Source organism: Aeromonas sp. S16(2024), assembly GCF_041403065.1.
Lineage (GTDB): Bacteria > Pseudomonadota > Gammaproteobacteria > Enterobacterales > Aeromonadaceae > Aeromonas.
Genome location: NZ_JBGLQX010000008.1, coordinates 86,415 through 104,992 on the forward strand (window position 1 = coordinate 86,415; position 18,578 = coordinate 104,992).

At 63.0% G+C, this 18,578-nt stretch carries 17 protein-coding genes; 6 read left to right on the top strand and 11 right to left on the bottom strand.

The genetic code is table 11. The features are described from left to right. Nucleotides 1-3: 3 nt before the first annotated feature. On the bottom strand, nt 4-2,580 hold the full coding sequence (gene leuS, locus ACB030_RS08105; protein ID WP_371158915.1) for a leucine--tRNA ligase: 2,577 nt from the start codon (nt 2,578-2,580) through the stop codon (nt 4-6). Between the two features lie 234 nt (nt 2,581-2,814). Between leuS and ACB030_RS08110 the strand changes: the two genes are divergently transcribed. Further along, the gene (locus ACB030_RS08110) at nt 2,815-3,297 is read left to right on the top strand and encodes a zinc ribbon-containing protein (protein ID WP_111910428.1); all 483 of its coding nucleotides are present in this window, start codon (nt 2,815-2,817) and stop codon (nt 3,295-3,297) included. A gap of 66 nt (nt 3,298-3,363) precedes the next feature. Here the strand turns inward: ACB030_RS08110 and lnt are convergent, their stop codons facing one another. The 5 genes from lnt to miaB all read right to left on the bottom strand — a co-directional run bounded on the left by lnt (nt 3,364) and on the right by miaB (nt 9,175). Then, the gene (lnt, locus tag ACB030_RS08115) at nt 3,364-4,893 is read right to left on the bottom strand and encodes an apolipoprotein N-acyltransferase (RefSeq protein WP_371158916.1); all 1,530 of its coding nucleotides are present in this window, start codon (nt 4,891-4,893) and stop codon (nt 3,364-3,366) included. A 198-nt stretch (nt 4,894-5,091) separates the two neighbouring features. Next, on the bottom strand, nt 5,092-5,973 hold the full coding sequence (gene corC, locus ACB030_RS08120; RefSeq protein WP_371158917.1) for a CNNM family magnesium/cobalt transport protein CorC: 882 nt from the start codon (nt 5,971-5,973) through the stop codon (nt 5,092-5,094). A gap of 193 nt (nt 5,974-6,166) precedes the next feature. Next, on the bottom strand, nt 6,167-6,637 hold the full coding sequence (gene ybeY / locus ACB030_RS08125) for an rRNA maturation RNase YbeY (protein ID WP_371158918.1): 471 nt from the start codon (nt 6,635-6,637) through the stop codon (nt 6,167-6,169). Beyond that, nucleotides 6,634-7,692: a PhoH family protein gene (locus ACB030_RS08130; RefSeq protein WP_371158919.1), complete on the bottom strand. Its 1,059-nt coding sequence runs from the start codon at nt 7,690-7,692 to the stop codon at nt 6,634-6,636. The genes ybeY and ACB030_RS08130 overlap by 4 nt, the downstream gene beginning before the upstream one ends. Nucleotides 7,693-7,741: 49 nt before the next feature. Next, nucleotides 7,742-9,175, bottom strand: a complete 1,434-nt coding sequence (gene miaB / locus ACB030_RS08135; protein ID WP_139435807.1) for a tRNA (N6-isopentenyl adenosine(37)-C2)-methylthiotransferase MiaB — start codon at nt 9,173-9,175, stop codon at nt 7,742-7,744. A gap of 225 nt (nt 9,176-9,400) precedes the next feature. On the opposite strand from miaB, the gene ACB030_RS08140 reads away from it, so the two are divergent. Beyond that, entirely contained in the window at nt 9,401-10,564 is a 1,164-nt protein-coding gene (locus ACB030_RS08140) for an FAD-dependent monooxygenase (RefSeq protein ID WP_371158920.1), read from the top strand. A gap of 139 nt (nt 10,565-10,703) precedes the next feature. On the opposite strand, the gene ACB030_RS08145 is transcribed toward ACB030_RS08140, so the two are convergent. Next, nucleotides 10,704-11,600 (bottom strand): LysR family transcriptional regulator, encoded by an 897-nt coding sequence (locus ACB030_RS08145; protein WP_371158921.1) that lies wholly within the window; start codon nt 11,598-11,600, stop codon nt 10,704-10,706. Between the two features lie 113 nt (nt 11,601-11,713). On the opposite strand from ACB030_RS08145, the gene ACB030_RS08150 reads away from it, so the two are divergent. Together ACB030_RS08150 and ACB030_RS08155 are read left to right on the top strand one after the other, a co-directional pair. Further along, nucleotides 11,714-11,938, top strand: a complete 225-nt coding sequence (locus ACB030_RS08150) for a hypothetical protein (protein ID WP_205642265.1) — start codon at nt 11,714-11,716, stop codon at nt 11,936-11,938. After that, complete coding sequence (locus ACB030_RS08155) at nt 11,935-12,588, top strand: HAD-IA family hydrolase (protein ID WP_371158922.1); 654 nt, start codon at nt 11,935-11,937, stop codon at nt 12,586-12,588. Before ACB030_RS08150 ends, ACB030_RS08155 begins: the two co-directional genes overlap by 4 nt. Nucleotides 12,589-12,646: 58 nt before the next feature. Here ACB030_RS08155 and ACB030_RS08160 read toward each other — a convergent pair whose 3' ends face one another. Further along, on the bottom strand, nt 12,647-13,249 hold the full coding sequence (locus ACB030_RS08160) for a nitroreductase family protein (RefSeq protein WP_371158923.1): 603 nt from the start codon (nt 13,247-13,249) through the stop codon (nt 12,647-12,649). A 281-nt stretch (nt 13,250-13,530) separates the two neighbouring features. Here ACB030_RS08160 and ACB030_RS08165 point away from each other — a divergent pair, with 281 nt between their 5' ends. Beyond that, on the top strand, nt 13,531-15,078 hold the full coding sequence (locus ACB030_RS08165) for a diguanylate cyclase domain-containing protein (protein WP_371158924.1): 1,548 nt from the start codon (nt 13,531-13,533) through the stop codon (nt 15,076-15,078). Between the two features lie 244 nt (nt 15,079-15,322). Beyond that, entirely contained in the window at nt 15,323-15,799 is a 477-nt protein-coding gene (locus tag ACB030_RS08170; RefSeq protein WP_371158925.1) for a hypothetical protein, read from the top strand. 54 nt (nt 15,800-15,853) lie between these two features. On the opposite strand, the gene ACB030_RS08175 is transcribed toward ACB030_RS08170, so the two are convergent. The 3 genes from ACB030_RS08175 to ACB030_RS08185 form a co-directional block, all read right to left on the bottom strand. Continuing rightward, nucleotides 15,854-16,810 carry a D-2-hydroxyacid dehydrogenase gene (locus ACB030_RS08175; RefSeq protein WP_371158926.1) on the bottom strand — a complete coding sequence of 319 codons (957 nt, stop codon included), beginning with the start codon at nt 16,808-16,810 and terminating at the stop codon, nt 15,854-15,856. Between the two features lie 121 nt (nt 16,811-16,931). Next, on the bottom strand, nt 16,932-17,684 hold the full coding sequence (locus ACB030_RS08180; RefSeq protein WP_371158928.1) for a DUF3530 family protein: 753 nt from the start codon (nt 17,682-17,684) through the stop codon (nt 16,932-16,934). Nucleotides 17,685-17,790: 106 nt separating this feature from the next. After that, nucleotides 17,791-18,402, bottom strand: coding sequence for a DUF2238 domain-containing protein (locus tag ACB030_RS08185; RefSeq protein WP_371158930.1), 612 nt, complete (start codon nt 18,400-18,402; stop codon nt 17,791-17,793). Nucleotides 18,403-18,578 lie beyond the last annotated feature (176 nt).

Genomic DNA, 18,578 nt, shown 5'->3' on the forward strand with positions numbered 1-18,578 from the left:
TCCTCAGTTTGCGACTATGTTGAGCAGCTTGCCCGGTACATAGACCACCTTGCGCACTGTCAGGCCTTCGGTGAACTTCTGCACCGAGGCATCGGCCATGGCCAGCTTCTCGACGTCGGCCTGGCTTATCTCGGCCGGCACTGTCAGCTTGCCGCGCATCTTGCCGTTGATCTGCACCACCACCAGCTTCTCGGTCTCGACCATGGCGGCTTCATCCGCCACCGGCCAGCCGGTCACGTCTATGTCCCCTTCCTTGCCCAGCATCTTCCACAGCTCGAAGCCGATGTGCGGGGTGATGGGGTAGAGCATGACGACGACGGCTTCCAGCGCTTCCTGCATCAGGGCGCGGTCCTGCTCGTCAGAGCCCAGCTTGGCCAGGTTGTTCATCAGCTCCATGATGGCGGCGATGGCGGTGTTGAAGGTCTGACGGCGACCCACGTCGTCGCTCACCTTGGCGATGGTCTTGTGCAACTCGCGGCGCACCGCCTTCTGCTCGTTGGAGAGGGCGGCCACATCCAGCGCGGCAACGGCGCCACCGGAGACGTGCTCGAAGGTGGTGCGCCACAGGCGACGCAGGAAGCGCTGGGCCCCCTCTACGCCGGAGTCGGACCACTCCAGGGTCATGTCGGCCGGGGAGGCGAACATCATGAACAGACGGACGGTATCGGCGCCGTAACGCTCCACCATCAGTTGAGGGTCTATGCCGTTGTTCTTGGACTTGGACATCTTGGTCATGCCGGAGTGGATCACCTCGCGGCCCTCAAGATCCACGGCCTTGGTGATGCGCCCCTTGTCGTCACGCTCTACCTTGACGTCGGTCGGGCTGACCCAGACGTTGCCACCCTTCTCGTCCTTGTAGTAGAAGGCGTCGGCCAGCACCATACCCTGGCAGAGCAGGCGCTTGAACGGCTCGTCGCTGTTGACCAGCCCTGCGTCACGCAGCAGCTTGTGGAAGAAGCGGGCGTAGAGCAGGTGCATACAGGCGTGCTCTATGCCACCTATGTACTGATCTACCGGCAGCCAGTGGTTGGCAGCAGCCGGGTCCAGCATGCCCTTGTCGTAGTCCGGGGAGCAGTAGCGGGCGTAGTACCAGGAGGACTCCATGAAGGTGTCGAAGGTATCAGTCTCGCGGAAGGCTTCCTGGCCGTTGTAAGTGGTCTTGGCCCACTCGGGGTCGGCCTTGATCGGGCTCTGGATGCCGTCCATCACCACATCTTCGGGCAGCAGCACCGGCAGTTGATCTTCCGGGGTCGGCACCACAGTGCCGTCAGCCAGGGTCAACATGGGGATGGGGGCACCCCAGTAACGCTGACGGGAGACGCCCCAGTCACGCAGACGGAAGTTGACGGTACGCTTGCCGTGGCCGAGGGCTTCCAGCTTGTTGGCGATGGCGTCAAAAGCGCCCTGGAAGTCGAGACCGTCAAACTCGCCGGAGTTGAAGAGTTCGCCTTTCTCGGTATAAGCAGCTTCGCTCACGTCCACTTCACCATCGGCGGGCTTGATCACCGCCTTGATGTCGAGGCCATATTTGGTGGCGAATTCGAAGTCACGCTGATCGTGACCCGGTACCGCCATCACGGCGCCGGTGCCGTAGTTCATCAGCACGAAGTTGGCGACCCAGACCGGCACCTTGCGGCCATTGAGCGGGTGAATGGCGTAGAGGCCGGTGGCCATGCCCTTCTTCTCCATGGTCGCCATGTCAGCCTCGGCGACCTTGGTGTGCTTGCACTCCTCGATAAAGGCGGCCAGTTCCGGATTGCTGGCAGCAGCCTGTGCGGCCAGCGGGTGACCGGCGGCAATGCCCACATAGGTCACGCCCATGAAGGTATCAGGACGGGTGGTGTAGACCTCCAGCTGCTCATCCTGACCGTCGATATTGAAGCTGATGTTGACCCCTTCGGAGCGACCAATCCAGTTGCGCTGCATGGTCTTGACCATGTCCGGCCAGCCTTCCAGATTGTCGATGTCGTTCAGCAGCTCTTCGGCATAGTCGGTGATCTTGATGAACCACTGGGGGATCTCTTTCTGCTCCACCGGGGTGTCACAGCGCCAGCAGCAGTTGTCGATCACCTGCTCGTTGGCCAGCACCGTCATGTCGTTCGGGCACCAGTTGACGGAGGAGGTTTTCTTGTAGACCAGACCCTTCTCGTAGAGCTTGGTGAAGAACCACTGCTCCCAGCGGTAGTAGTCCGGCTTGCAGGTGGCGAGCTCTCTGTCCCAGTCATAGCCCAGACCCAGCATCTTCAGCTGGTTCTTCATGTATTCGATGTTTTCGTAGGTCCAGGGGGCCGGCGCCGTGCTGTTCTTGATGGCGGCGTTTTCCGCCGGCAGACCGAAGGCATCCCAGCCGATGGGTTGCAGCACATTCTTGCCATTGAGCCGTTGATAACGGGAGATCACATCACCTATGGTGTAGTTACGCACGTGCCCCATGTGTAGACGACCAGACGGATAAGGGAACATGGAGAGGCAGTAGAACTTTTCTTTGTCTACTTTCTCCACGGCCTTGAAGGTTTTCTTGGCATCCCAGTGCTGTTGCACTGCTGGTTCTATGGATTGGGGAACGTATTGCTCTTGCATTGGTGACATCCGGATCTGTGAAATGAATAGATAAAACGGCTGGGAAATCCCGATAGAATACCCATATCCTGCGGCGGCAACAACCGCCAGCATCCGCCCAGTCTCAGGCCGGCCCGGGCAGCATGGAGGTTTCGCAAAGCAGCAAGGGTGACAGAGGGCGGCAACCACCGCCTGCACCGCTTAGTCTCTGGCTCAGGCCGGGCACGATCAGGGTTCAGCAGAGGAGTAATGGCCATGGACAAACGTCGACAAGGGTATGAAGCCTTCATCGCCCAGCTCAAGAAGCAGTGGGAGGAGACCGAAGAGTTTCAGGGGGAACGCCTCAACCGGATGATCGCCAAGGTACAGGCCTATCTGGAGGCGGCCGGCGATCTGACCCAGGACGAGCTGGCGCTGATCGCAGAATACGTGAAGCGGGATCTCGGCAACTATGACGAGAGCCGTGCCGAGGTGCCCGAGTCCGCCTTTATGCTGGCATTGAAAGATACAGTGTGGTCCTGGCTGGCGGATGTGACCGACCGTGCCCAGGTGGAGTGGAGCGAGCTGGCGGACGAGCTGGAACATAAGGGCGTCTATCGGGCCGGCGACTGGGTGGGGCTCGGCGTGCTGGTGTGCGATCACTGCGAGTGGCGCCACACCGTACTGCATCCCGAGCAGCTCGGCACCTGCCCGGAGTGCGGTGCCAACGAGTATCATCGCGAACCGCTCTCCCCTTGAGTTCAGTGAACCGATGAAAAAAGAGGCGCCCCATAAGGGCGCCTCTTTTATATGGGCCAGGGTCGCTTAACGCTGGCGAGCCCAGGGGTGGGCGCGGGGCCTCAGCACCAGTGCCAGACCGAGCAGCAGGGCGGCCAGCGCGTACATGGGCCAGCTGCCAAAGCGCAGGTAGGGGGTCTGGCCGTGGGCCGGACGCACCTCGGCGCGCAGCACTCCGGCCTCGAACTGGGGGATCTGGCCCATGATGCTGCCGTCGATCTCGGTGACTATGGTGATGCCGGTGTTGGTTGCACGCAACAACGGGCGAGCCAGCTCCAGGGCGCGCATCCGGGCAATTTCCATGTGCTGCCAGGGGCCTATGCTGGTGCCGAACCAGGCATCGTTGGAGACGGTCAGCAGGAAGTCGGTGTCCGGCTGCACGTTGCGGCGCACCTCGTCCGGGAAGATGATCTCGTAGCAGATGGCGGCGGCGAACTTGAGCCCCTTGGCGATCAGGTTCGGCTGCACCGCGTCACCCCGGCTGAAGGAGGACATGGGCAGGTTGAAGAAGGGGGCTATGGGACGCAGCAGATCTTCAAAGGGCACGAACTCGCCGATGGGCAACAGGTGGTGCTTGTAGTAGCGGTTCTTGTGCTCGTAGTGATAGGACTCCTTGCCGTCCAGATCCTGCACCCCCATGCCGAGCACGGTATTGTAGAAGCGCTGCTGCTTCAGATCGTAATGGATGATCCCCGCCAGCAGGCCGGTGTCATTCACCTTCATCGCCTTGTCCAGGCTCTCCAGATAGGTACCCATCTCCTTCTCGATGGCCGGGATCGCCGATTCCGGCCAGATGATGATGTCGGCGTCCTGATTCTCGCGGCTGAGATCCTGATAGGTGCGCACCGTTGGGATCAGGGCCTCGGGATCCCACTTGAGGGACTGGGCTATGTTGCCCTGCACCAGGGCCACCTTGACCGGCTCGCCCCGGGTCACCCAGTTGAGCTGCATCAGCCCCTGGGCGGCGCCGACCAGCACGACCGGCAGCAGCAGCCAGGCCGGTTTGCGGCTCTGCCAGGTGAGCCAGAGGGCGGAGGTGGTGAGCAGCAGGGCGAGCGTGATGCCCTGCACCCCGAGGATGGGGGCGAAGCCCTTGAGGGGGCCGTCTATCTGGGTGTAACCAAACCAGAGCCAGGGATAGCCGGTCATCACCCAGCCCCGCAGCCAGTCAGTCATCAGCCAGAGCGCCGGGAAGGCGAGCAGCCAGCGACTCCAGTGGCGGCCGCCAAAGAAGCGGGCGAAGGCCCAGCAGGCCAGGGTCGGATAGAGGGAGAGATAGGCGCAGAGGCCGGCCAGCAGCACGAAGGCGGCGGGCAGCGGGATGCCGCCAAACTCCGTCATGCTGACATGGATCCACCACTGTCCGGGCAAAAACAGCCCCATGGCATAGCCGAAGCCGCGCCAGGCCGCCTGCTTGGGGTTGGCCTTGTCCAGCAGGGCATAGAGACCGAGCAGGGAGAGGATCACCAGAGGCCAGTAGCCGAAAGGGGAGAAGGCCAGCACGGCGATGGCGCCAGAGGCCAGGGCGAACAGGCTTGTCAGAAGTTTCGATTTCACGGGGGATCGGGGCTCGAATTGGGCTGAATAAAAATGGAATGGCCGACATCTTAACCGCAAACCGCGCCAACGGCGAGCCTCCCGGCCAGCCGGATGTCGAAGGGGCGCGCAGCAGGGGAATGGGAAGGCGCGGGGGCGGCAGAATGACAAACGCCCCTGAAAGCAGGGGCGTTGATTGACGGCGCGAGGAGCGCGGGATCAGGACTCCGGTTGGGCCGCCACGTGATTCTCCGGGATCTTCACCTGCAGTTGCTGCAGGCGACGACGGTCCGCGTGCATCACCTTGAACAGGTAGCCGTCGAGCTCTATCTCCTCGCCCTTCTTGGGCAGGTGGCTGAAGGCGTGCATTACCAGGCCGCCCACCGTATCCACCTCTTCATCGCTGAACTGGGTGCCGAAGAAGTCGTTGAAATCCTCGATCTCGGTCAGCGCGCTGACGGAGAAGACCCGCTTGCTGATGCGGCGGATCTCTTCCGGCTCATCCTCGATGTCGTCAAACTCGTCGTCTATTTCGCCAACGATGAGTTCCAGTATGTCTTCTATGGTCACCAGACCCGAGACGCCGCCGAACTCGTCCACCACTATGGCCATGTGGTAGCGCTCTTCGCGGAACTCCTTGAGCAGGCGATCGACCCGCTTGCTCTCCGGCACTATCACGGTGGGGCGCAGGATCTTCTCGAGCTGCAGCGGCTCGCAGGCCAGATGGCCGCCAAAGCCGAACGGCAGCAGATCTTTGGCGAGCAAGATGCCCTCCACGTGATCCTTGTCTTCGTTGATCACCGGGAAGCGGGAGTGGCCGGATTCGATGATGACGGGCAGGAAGTCGTCCACCGGCTGGGACTTCTCTATGGTCACCATCTGGGAGCGGGGGATCATGATGTCGCGCACGCGCAGCTCGGCAATTTCGAGCACGCCCTCGATCATGTCCTTGGTGTCCTGATCGATAAGGTCACGTTCTTCCGCATCGGCGATGACTTCCACCAGATCGTTGCGGTCTTTTGGCTCGCCCTGGAAGAGTTGGCTGAGCTTGTCGAGCCAGGTTTTCTTCGGCGAGCCGGTACTAGGGTGATCGTCGGTCATTTTCTCTCTTGGTTACTCGTGTGAACACAGGGGATATTGTCTTGGTTATATAAGGATGACAGCGGCGTGTTTCAATGCCGTGATCGCCTCGTCAGCCCTTACTCTTCATCATTTAGATAGGGGTCGGGGAAACCGAGTTCCTGCATGATGTCGCGCTCTTGAACCGCATCATCTCCTCGGCTTCCTATTCACCTTATCCTTCTACTTCGTCGTCGAGGTAGGGATCCGCAAAGCCGAGTTCCTGCATGATGTCGCGCTCGAGCGCCTCCATCTCCTCGGCCTCCTCGTCCTCGATATGGTCATAACCTAGCAGATGCAGACTGCCGTGCACAACCATGTGAGCCCAGTGGGCCATCAGGGGCTTGCCCTGTTCGACCGCCTCGGCCTCGACAACCTGGCGACAGATCACCAGATCCCCGAGCAGGGGGAGTTCCATGCCGGGGGGGGCTTCGAACGGGAAGGAGAGCACGTTGGTGGGCTTGTCCTTGCCGCGATAGGTGTGGTTGAGCTCGCGGCTCTCCGCCTCGTCCACCAGGCGCACCGTCACCTCGGCCTCGTCCTGGAAGCCCGGAATGGTGCCATCGAGCCAGCCTTGCAACTGGGCTTCGGTCGGCAGGCCGTCGGTGCTGGCGCAGGCCAGTTGCAGATCCAGGGTCACGCTCATTGGGCACTCTCTTTGCTGGTGTTCTCGTTGCGGGTATTGGGGGCGCTCTTGTCGGCCGCCTGCTGGGCGTCGAACGCCTCGTAGGCCTGCACTATGCGGGCCACCACGGGGTGACGCACCACGTCCTTGGATTCGAAGAAGTTGAACGACAGGCCATCGACCCCCTGCAGTACTTCCAGCGCGTGGCGCAGGCCGGATTTGGTGCTGCGCGGCAAGTCCACCTGGGTGATGTCGCCGGTCACCACCGCCTTGGAGTTGAAGCCGATGCGGGTCAGGAACATCTTCATCTGCTCGGTGGTGGTGTTCTGGGCCTCGTCCAGGATGATGAAGGCGTCATTCAAGGTGCGGCCGCGCATATAGGCGAGCGGCGCCACCTCGATGATGTTGCGCTCCATCAGCTTCTCGACGCGCTCGAATCCCAGCATCTCGAACAGGGCGTCGTAGAGGGGACGCAGGTAAGGGTCCACCTTCTGGGAGAGATCCCCGGGCAGGAAGCCGAGCTTCTCACCGGCTTCCACCGCCGGGCGGGTCAGCAGGATGCGGCGGATCTCCTGGCGCTCCAGGGCATCCACGGCGGCGGCCACCGCCAGATAGGTCTTGCCGGTACCGGCCGGACCGATGCCGAAGCTGATGTCGTGGCGCACTATGTTGGCAATGTACTGGGCCTGGTTCGGGCTCCTCGGCTTGATGAGGCCGCGCTTGGTCTTGACCGTCACCTCCTTGCCATAGGGCTGGCTCGGCGCCTCGTCATCGTCCTGCTCCAACACACGGGACTCCTGCACCGTCAGGTGCACCATCTCCGGGGTGATGTCATTCACCTTGCCGCCCCTGAGCGGCTGGGTCTCCACATAGAGGTGCTTGAGGATGACGGCCGCCGCATCTATCTGGGCCTGCTTGCCGAGCACCTGAAAGTGGTTGTCACGGTAGCTTATCTCGATGCCGAGACGGCGCTCCAGCTGCTTGAGGTTGTCGTCAAAGGGGCCGCACAGGCTGGCGAGACGCAGGTTGTCGGCGGGCTCCAGGTGCAGGTTCAGGGTCGAGATGTGTCGGCTCAAAATGTCCTCGTATCGGCTGTTCCCCCCGCCCTCGGGAGGGGGGAGAAAATTAATGGGGTCTGAAGGCCGCCACCCCGAGATCATCGGGGACGTTGTCCGGGCGGCGAGCCAGGATTTCGCTCGGCGCGGTGGCGATGCGCAGATTCATTTCGTCCTCGCCGCGGATGAAGCGGCCACGCAGGGAGTAGGGGCGCACATCGGTGATCTCCACGTCGGCGAAGCCGCCGATGAGGCGGTGCGGCCCTTCGAAGTTGACCACCCGGTTGTTCTCGGTGCGGCCACTGAGCTGCATGGGATCCATCTTGGAGGGCCCCTCCACCAGGATGCGCTGCACCGAGCCCAGCATGGCGCGGCCGATGAGCATGGACTGGTGATTGATCTGGTTCTGCAGGCGGGTGAGACGGGCCTTCTTCACCTCCATGTCGACGTCGTCCGGCAGATCGGCGGCCGGGGTGCCGGGGCGCGGGCTGTAGATGAAGCTGAAACTCATGTCGTAGTTGATCTCCTCGATGAGCTTCATGGTGGCCTCGAAATCCTCGTCCGTCTCGTTCGGGAAGCCGACGATGAAGTCGGAACTCATGGTGATGTCGGGACGGGCGGCGCGCAGGCGGCGGATCTTGGACTTGTACTCCAGCACTGTGTGCGGGCGCTTCATCATGGTCAGGATGCGATCCGAGCCGCTCTGCACCGGCAGGTGCAGGAAGCTGACCACTTCCGGCGTGTCCTTGTAGACCTCGATGATGTCGTCGGTAAATTCGATGGGATGACTGGTGGTGTAGCGAATGCGGTCTATGCCGTCGATGGCGGCCACCAGGCGCAGCAGCTCGGCGAAGGTGCAGTCATTGCCATCGAAGGTCGGGCCGCGGTAGGCGTTGACGTTCTGACCGAGCAGGTTCACCTCGCGCACCCCCTGCTGGGCGAGCTGGGCGATTTCGTAGAGCACGTCGTCGAGCGGCCGGCTCACCTCCTCACCGCGGGTGTAGGGCACCACGCAGAAGGAGCAGTATTTGGAGCAGCCTTCCATGATGGAGACAAACGCCGTGACCCCCTCGGCGCGGGGCTCCGGCAGGTTGTCGAACTTCTCTATCTCGGGGAAGGCGATGTCCACCTGGGCACCGCGCCCCTCCTGGACCTGTTTGATCATGGCGGGCAGGCGGTGCAGGGTCTGGGGGCCGAAGACGATGTCCACATAGGGCGCCCGGCTGCGCAGGGCTTCCCCTTCCTGGGAGGCGACACAGCCACCCACTCCGATCACCAGTCCCGGTTTTTTCAGCTTGAGCTTCTTCCAGCGACCGAGCTGGTGGAACACCTTCTCCTGGGCCTTTTCACGGATGGAGCAGGTATTGAGCAGCAGGACGTCTGCCTCCTCGGGCTCTTCGGTCAGCGTGTAGCCATTGCTGGCGTCCAACAGGTCGGCCATCTTGGACGAGTCGTACTCGTTCATCTGGCAGCCCCAGGTCTTGATATGAAGTTTCTTGCTCATTGCTACTCTTGACTGTGTTTAAGATCGGCAGGGTCAAAGGACCGGCCATTTTACTCCGCAATCCCGGTGCTGACCAGTCTGGGGCCGCGCCGCCGCCATATGGCCTGGCCCGTCGCGGCAATTGCCCGTCTGACTCACTGTTTATCCGGTCTCCTTGCGTTATCATGCCCCATTCGATTCGCTCCTCTCCCCTTGTCCGGGGCGACCCCTTGCAGGAATCAAGTTATGGAACAGTGTGATATCGCCATCGTCGGCGCCGGCATGGTGGGCGCCGCCACCGCCTGCCTGCTGGCGGCAGAGGGTCTTAACGTGCGGGTCATCGAGACCCGGTTGCCGGAACATTACGCCCCTGATCAGCCGCTGGATCTGCGGGTCTCCGCCATCAGCCAGGCCTCGGTGGCGCTGCTGGACAAGGCCGGCGCCTGGTCGCACCTGCAGCAGATGCGGCTGTGTCCCTACCGCCGGCTGGAGACCTGGGAGCTGGATGGCTTCGCCACCCGCTTCGACGCGGCGGATCTGGGGCTGCCCCAGCTCGGCTACATCATAGAGAACCGGCTGGTGCAGCTCGCCCTGCTGAGGCGAATGGAGGATTTCCCCAACATCCAGACCCACACCCCGGCGGCTGTGGTCCGGCTGCAGCAAGGTGCCGAGCACGCCAGCCTGCTGCTCGATGACGGTACCGAGCTGCAGGCGCGCTGGGTGCTGGCCTGCGACGGCGCCGAGTCGCTCACCCGCCGCCTCGCCGGGATCGGGGTGTCGCGCTTCGAGTACCGCCAGCACTGCATGCTGATCAACATAGATACCGAGTTCGAGCAGGAGGACATCACCTGGCAGCAGTTCACCCCGCAGGGCCCGCGCGCCTTCCTGCCGCTGCCCGGCCGGCACGGCTCCCTGGTGTGGTATGACAGCCCGGCCCGCATCCGGGCCTTGGCCGCCATGAGTAACGAGCAGCTGGGGGAGGAGGTGCGCCGTCACTTCCCGGCCCGGCTCGGCGGCTTCACCGTCACCGGCAAGGGGAGCTTCCCCCTGGTGCGCCGCCACGCCAACCACTACCACGCCGGACGGGTGCTGCTGCTCGGCGACGCTGCCCACACCATCAACCCGCTGGCGGGGCAGGGGGTCAACCTCGGCTTCAAGGACGTAGCCTGCTGGGCCGAGCTGCTCGGCAAGGCGGGGGCTGACTGGCACGACATCACCCTGGCCAGCCGCTACGAGCGCCGTCGCCGCCCCGACAACCTGCTGATGCAGTCGGGGATGGATCTCTTCTACGGGGTGTTCAGCAACGACATAGGCCCGCTCAAGCTGGCCCGCAATCTGGCCCTGACCCTGGCGGACAAGGCGGGGCCGCTCAAGGAGATGGCGCTGCGCTACGCCCTGGGGCTGGTATAAAAAGTTCCCCTGACCGGAAAGCGATGAGGGTATCTGATGTCTGCTCGTCGGCGCATCAGGCCCGCACGGGGAAGATCAGTGGGGCGGCCATTGAGCCAGCCTTGCTGCTTTCCCTTTCCTTGACTGGGCAGCGCTCCTGTCAGAGGCTGTCCCCCTCCGGGTGCATAGCCCTGACCAGGGTCAGGAAACGGTCGCGAATGGGATCCGCAAAGTCGGGGTTCCACACCAGGCTTATCTCCCACTCGGACCAGGGGCCGGAGAGGGGATAGAGAGTCACGTCCTTGCCCGCGATAAAGCCGACGCTGCGGGGCAGGATGGCGTTGCCTATGCCGGCGGCCACCAGGGCCACCAGGGTCTGGATGTCTTCCGCCTCCTGGATCATGCCGGTCAGCCGGTTGGCGCCGAGGAAGCGGGCGATCTGCTGGCTGAGGCCTGGGCAGCGGTGGCCCACCATCTGCAACAGCGGCTGCGTGGTCAGCGCCCGCTCCACGTCGAACGCAGCCGGATCCGGCCCCGTCATCTGGCTCGGCACGGCCAGCACCAGCCGGTCGGTCAACAGCCTGTGCTCCCTCAGCTGTGGCGCCTGTGGCCTGCGCATAAAGCCTATCTGCAGTCGCCCTGCCAGCAGCAGATCGTGCTGGACGGCGGAGGTCATGTCCTGCAGGTGCACCATCACATCGGGGGCCTGCTGCTTGAAGCGGGCCACCAGGGAGGGGGCCAGTGCGAAGCTTGACAGCCCGAACCCTATCTTGAGGCGCCCGGCGGCGCCACTCGCCAGCGCCACAGCATGCTGCTCGAATCCCTTTCCGTGTTCCACCAGGGCGCAGGCCTGGGGCAGCAACTGGGTGCCGATGGCGGTCAGCTCGGCGCCGTGGCGGCCCCGGTTGAACAGGGTGCTGCCGAGCGCCAGCTCCAGCCCCTGGATCTGCTTGGTCAGCGCCGGTTGCGTGATGAAGAGCCGACTGGCGGCCTCCCGGTAGTTGGCGGTCTCGGCCAGCACGACGAAGGCCTGCAGCTGTCTTAAGTCGAATTTCATTCCGTTTGGTTATCCAATATGGCGATTTATTGATTATAAATTATCTAACTACCTTGTTCTAATGGTCTCGAAACGGGCCTTTTGCCCGCTGACCAGCCACAAGGAGTCATGTCATGTCGAGCGAACGCTATCTGTTCTTGATCAAGGGAAGCCTGGTAATGGCCCAGCCACTGGCGGCGCCGGAGACGGGGGAGCTTCTGACCAGCCTGCTGCAGCAGGGGTTCGCCGTCGGGCCCCTGCCGGTGTGGGCGAGCAATGCCGAGCAGGCGCTCGCCTGTTATGAGCAGTCGGCCCAGCGGCAGGCCTTCGTCGACGTGCTGGCGGGGAGATCCGCATGACCAGGCTTACCCTGAGGGCCGAGGCCCTGCTGCTGGACATGGACGGCACCCTGGTGCACTCCACCGGCGAGGTGGAGACCGTCTGGCGGCTCTGGTGCCGGCGTCATCGGCTGGATCCCGGGCCGGTACTGGCCATGTGTCACGGGGTACGTTCGCGGGAGGTGATCCGCGCGTTGGCACCACAGCTTGACATGGCCCGGGAGGTGGCGCTGCTGGACGAGCTGGAGATCAACCATACGGGGGCGGCCGAGCCGATCGCCGGGGCCCGCGCCTTGCTTGCGGCCCTGCCGGCAGAGTGCTGGGCACTGGTGACCTCCGCGAGCCAGCGGGTGGCGCGGCACCGTCTGGCCAGTGCCGGATTGCCGTTGCCAAAGCAATTGATCGGGGCTGAGGATGTGGTGCGGGGCAAGCCGGATCCCGAGCCTTACCTGCTCGGCGCGGGCAGGCTTGGCGTGGCCCCTGCCGACTGCCTGGTGTTCGAGGATGCGCCGGCGGGCATCGCCAGCGCCCTGCAGGCCGGTTGCCAGGTGGTGCAGGTCGGGGGCAGCAAAAGGTTCGACCCGGCGGTTGCGGCGGTGATCCAGCACTGGCGCCAGGTGACTGTGGTCACGGCTGCGGCGGGCTCCTTGCAGGTGACGCTGCTGACCTGAGAGGCCGGCAACAGAAAGCCCCCGGTGAACGGGGGCTTGATCGGACGAGACGCCCGGGTTACTTGAAGACCCGGAAGCGGACCTCGTCGTCCATGAAGGTCTTGTCACCGGCCGGTTGCTCTATGCTGCCAAAGGGCATCTGGGCACGCAGCAGCCAGCTGGCGGGCAGGTCCCACTCCTGGCGAACCGCTTCGTCGATCAGCGGGTTGTAGTGCTGCAAGGAGGCGCCTATGCCTTCCTGGGCCAGGGTGGTCCAGACCGCAAACTGGGCGATCCCGGTGGCATGTTCGGACCAGATGGGGAAGTTGTCGGCATAGAGGGCGAATTTCTGCTGCAGATCCTCGATGACGGCGGTGTCTTCGAAGAACAGCACAGTGCCGAAACCGGCGCGGAAGCTGCCGTTGACCTTGGCTTCGCTCTGGGGATAGGCCTCTGGCGGCACAATCTTTTTCAATTCAGCTTTGACGATGTCCCACAGCTTGTGGTGCTGCTCGCCAAACAGGATGACGGCGCGAGAACTCTGGGAGTTGAAAGAGGAGGGGCTGTGCTTGATGGCCTCCTTGATGAGGGCCGTCAGCTGGGCTTCGGAATGGGTCACCTGGTCGCCCAGGGCATAGATGGTACGACGTGCTTTGATCTGTTCGATAAACGGACTGCTCATAACATCTCCTTGGTTGATGAATCGTTGCTGCCAGCGTGGCCGACAAAGGTCATCTGGCTCCGATTTCTCGAGTCACGGACTATAACACCTTCTGTTCGATAAACCGTCAACGCAGGGTGATGACTGTTTCTACTTTTTATGTATATTCACATGACGAAACCGGGCATGGCCCGCTGGTGTCTTTATTGTCATTAACCGCAGGAGTTAATGACTTCAATCAATATGATGGTGGTGTTTTCCACTATAAAATGCATCTTACGTGACCTTTTATAGAGGGTGGCATGGCTGCAACCATCATCAAGGAACGCTACTACATACTGACGCCGCTGTCGTTTCTGCTCGGTGCCCTGGTGCTGATCGCCACCCTGTTGCTGGCGGCGGCCAGCTACCTGCGCAGCATCGACAAGACCCTGGCCGGCTATGAGCACATGCTCACCTCCATCGATGTCACCTTTATTCATGAGATGGTGCAGGCCAATCGGCGGCAGCTCGGCGTGCTGGAGGACTCCCTGGACAAGCAGGCCATCGCGAAGGGAGAATCGGCCGTCAATGCTATCTGGGCCATCGCCCACCAGTTCAAGCACGACGCCCACTTCCTCTTCTTCTACAACACCCGCTTCGACCGTCTCGACAGTTACCCGGACTGGCAGGTGCCGACAGACTACCAGGTGCAGAAGCGCCCCTGGTATCAGACCCTTGCCAGCGACAACGAGGAGCTTGTCTGGTTTGGTCCCTACCAGGAGTTCGGCGGCAACGCAGAGGTTCTGTCCCTGATCAAACGGGTCAAGGATGACGAGGGGCAACTGCTGGGCCTGCTGATGGTCGACATGTTGTTCAATTCGCTGCAGGCGGCACTGCGACGGGCGATGGGAAGCGATCAGGCGGCCCTCTACATCACAGAGCGCAAGGGAGACCGGCTGGTGGTGGGACACAACCTGTCACTGCTGCCGGCGGCGCCCGGCACGCCGAGCCAGGGGGCCGGGTTGAACGTGATCCGGGCAGGCAGTCACCTGAAGCGCCCGCTGTCGGATATCGACTGGGATCTCAACATCTATCTGCCCCCCGCCCACTTTCATGGCAACCTGCAAGATACCCTGCTGATGGTGGTGCTGCCGGCGTTGACGCTGCTCGGTATCTGGCTGTGCAGCCTGCTGTTTCTGGTGCGAATTTTTCGTCAGGAGCAGACCCTGGTGCAGCGCTCCCTCAGCGGCCTCGTCCAGGATGAGGCGCTGATGGAGATCCAGCGGCGCCAGCGAACCTGGTTCGTACACGGCAGCCTGGGGGAGATCTGCCAGGTGAGAAACAGCCTGCAGCAGGGACAGGATGCCCTGCTGCACGATCCCCTCACCGGCATCATGAACCGGCGGGCCTTCGAGCAGGACAGGGCCAGACTGGCGCAGGAGGGCGGGCCCTATTGGGTGGTGTTGTTTGATGTGGACTGCTTCAAGCGCGTCAATGACAGCTGGGGGCACAGAGTGGGGGATGGGGTGCTGTTTCGGGTGGCTACCATCATGGCAAGAACCCTGGGAGAGGCTCAGGTCTACCGCATCGGCGGGGATGAGTTTGCGGCCCTGCTGCCCTGGGAGCGGGAGGAGGTCGAGGAGCGTCTGACCCAGCTGCTAGCCCGGGTGCGGGCGCTGCAGTGGCGCGAGTTTGAGGAGTCCATCACCCTGAGCGCGGGGGGGGCTCGCTATCCGGATGACGCCGCCGCCCTGCTCGATCGGGCGGATGAGTGCCTGTACCAGAGCAAGCGGCAGGGACGGGACTGCTGGCATCTGTCAGCCACTTCGCCTCCCTCCAAAGGGGCTGTAGTGACAGTATCTGTCTGACCGCCATCGGGAGAAAAAGGGCCTGAATGGCCGAGAAAGGGGGCACAGTGGGGATAATTTCCCATGTGACCTTTTTTTTTGATTCATTTTCAGTCGGTTAGCTCATGTGATTGGGCAATGTCGCGAAGCGGAGACAGTCAGCCTGTCGGCGAGGACGCCGTAATCCCGGTAGCGGAGTCCGGGGCGCTTTGTATAGTGCAGGGAAAAATAATCAATCAGACATCAGGTTTGACAGGAGTACCCCATGGAAATGAGAAAATACGGCATGAGCGCGATGGCGCTGCTGGGCGCGCTGCTGTTGGGCAATGGTCAGGCGCAGGCGTCCGAGACCGTCAACACCATACTCGGTGGTGGCGTCGGCGGGGTGGCGGGCACCATGATCGGCAAGCAGCTGGGGGGCGACACCGGCGCCCTGGTGGGGGCCGCCGTCGGCGGCGCGGCGGGCGGTGCGGCCACGGCCGACAGGGGCAACAAGAATGAGGCTGCCCTGGGTGGTGCCGTTGGTGCCCTGGGTGGTGCAGCCATCGGCAAGAGCGTGGGTGGCAGCACGGGTCAGCTGATCGGCGCCGGCATAGGCGGGGCTGGCGGTTCGGCCATCGGCGCCAGAACCGGCGACGGTCACGAGAGCAAGAACAATCGCTATTACGACGACAGGCGCCATCACAAGCACCACAAGCATCACAAGAAGCACCGCAAGCACAGATGGCATGACGACGACTGAGATCTGCCTGGATAGACAACAAGGGGCCAGTGGCCCCTTTTTCTTGTCCATCGTCTAGACCAGCCGGTGCTGGCGCCTGCCGATAGCGAAGGCGTTGATGTTGTCGATAAGCTGATCCGCGAGGCGCTGCATCGACTCCTCGCTGGCCCAGGCCACATGGGGCGTCAGGATGAAGTTGGGGTAACGCAGCGCCTGCATCAGGGGGTGGTCGGGGGGCGGCGGCTCGACGCTTGCCACGTCGAACCCGGCGCCGCCGAGGCGACCGTTGCCGAGCGCCTCCAGCAGGGCCTGCTCGTCCACCAGGCCGCCACGGCCCACGTTGATGAGCAGGGCCCCCGGTTTCATCATGGCCAGCTCCCGCTCCCCGATGAGGTGGCGGGTGTAGGGGGTGAGCGGGCAGTGCAGGCTGATCACATCCGAACTCTGCAGCAGGGCCTCCAGGGGCAATCTGTCTTCATCCCCGGGGGCGCCGACCTGGCTCTGGGCATAATAGACCTCCATGCCGATGGCGCTGGCTCTCTGACCCAGGGCCTGACCCAGGGTGCCCTTGCCTATGATGCCGAGGCGCTTGCCGTGCAGATCCATGATGGGGTGATCGAAGAAACAGAACTGACCGCTTTGCTGCCAGCGCCCCTCCAGCAGGGACTGGCGCCAGGCGAACAGGTTGCGTGACAGTGCCAGCATCAGGGCCATGGCGTGTTCGGGAACAGAGGGGCCCGAATAGTTGCGGATGTTGCACACGGCGACATTGGCGGCGCGGCACGCCTCCAGATCCAGGTTGTCGCTGCCGGTGGCCGCCAGGGCGATCAGGCGCAGCTCCTGCAACTGGGCCAGCTCGTCCTTGCCGATGCGGATCTTGTTGATGATGGCGATGCTGGCGCACCTGAGCCGCTCCACCACCTGTTCAGGCTTCGTCTCTGGGTAGCTTTGCCAGTGATGGGGGAAATCGGGGCGACGCAGATTGATGCCGGCGTCCAGGGTGTCACTGTCGAGAAACACGATTTGCTGCATGAAGCCTCCTGCCGTTCTCTGCCGCGTGGGAGTCGCCATGATGCCAAAGATGGAGGGGGGCTGACCAGCTCGGATGCAGACAGGCCGGATGGCCCAATTCCATACTTGCTAGTCGTTCGGGTCAGATCCAGCCCAGATGGGTCAGCCAGCCCTGGATGCGCCCCGGCGTTTCGTCCAGCGCCATCAGGGCGTAGGGGCGGTAGTTGAGCTTGTGGCTGCGGCGGCTCTCGCTCTTGCGCGCCTCGGCGGCCAGCAGGGGCCAGCGCCCCCCGTCTTCCTGATAGAGATCCAGGGTGGGAATGCTGGCCTGGGCCACCTGCTTGGCCAGGGTCTGGTTGCTCAGCTGGTTGGGAAAGAAACCGTCGAGCAGCACCAGGGCATCGGGGGCGGGCAACTGTTCGCTGGTGATGAGGTTGGCGGCCCAGGCAGCGCTGGTGCCTTGCGCCAGCAGCAGCTTGAAGCCCCCTTCCTGCAGCTTGGCGTCACCGAGCTTGACGATGCGCTCGGCAAATTGCTGGCGAAACGCCTCCATGGTCTCCTGCTTCTTCTCGGAGGCCGGATCCAGCTCGGTTTGCTGGGGGGAGGGGAGCAGCAGCAGGGTGTCGAAGCCCAGTCGCCCCAGCTCCCGGGTCAGCTGCCACAGCTGGCCGCTGCGCTGCCAGTCCGGCAGCAGTATTGCGAGCCCCAGGTAGCTGTTGCCGTCATGCTTGGCAAAGAGCACCCGCTGCTTGTCGATCCGGGTGCTGTCAGGCACCCCCTTCCAGTCGCTCTCCTGCCAGTGATCGATGGGGGCTGGGGGCGAGATCTCGTTGGCCGGCAAGGTGGTGCTCGCCAGCAGGGTCAAAAACAGCAGTGGTAAGGATAATCTGGCCATGATGCGCTCCCCGGTTGACTGGGTTAGCGGCGGCGCGCCGGATTTCTGAAGGGGGCCGGAGGATCCAGGAGAAAGAGGGAAGGGGCAGGCCCTTCCCTCGACCGGCTCAGGGCCGGGCAAGCCTGCCGAGCTGGCGGTCGTGCAGGGGGGAGAGCAGCAACAGGGCGCTGACGGCCCCCACCAGGGCGAAGAACATGTCGGACTGGGTATCCCAGGGATCCCCCTGGGTGCCGAGGAACTCGTCGGCGCCCTGACCCAGTGCCAGTGCGGCGCCCCACTCGACGAGTTCATAGCTGGCACTGACGGCGAGCACCACGCAGATCACCAGAAACACCAGCATCTTCTTGCCCTGCACATGGTGGCCGCGCAGCAGTATCTCGCGGCAGGCCAGGGCGGGCACGAAGCCCTGGAAGAAGTGGCCAATCTTGTCATAGGGGTTGCGGCTGAGTTCGAACCACTGCTGCAGCTCGAAACCGAGCGGCACCCTGGCATAGGTGTAAGCGCCCCCCAGCATCAGCACTGCCCCGTGCAGAAAGATGCACAAATAGAGCAGGCTGGTGAGGGGGTAGCTGCGCTGGCTCAGCAGCAACAGCGGCACGACGATCAGCACGGGGGCGACTTCCAGCAGCCAGGTGACCCTGTCATAGGGTTGCCAGCCGGAGAGCACCAGCAGTACCAGGGTGAGCAGCAACAGCAGGAGTTTTTGATGAGATGTCATAGGGAGCCTGTGGCGAAGGAGGAACCTGACTTCATGGTGTAGCCCCAATCGGCGCGAGACGAAAGGGGGCTGGGGAATTCTCCCGCAATGGGCGGCCCGCTGTCACTGACCGGGGCTGAATGGTCATGCCCATAAAGAAAAAGCGAGCCGGGGGCTCGCTTTTTTCAACACTGTCT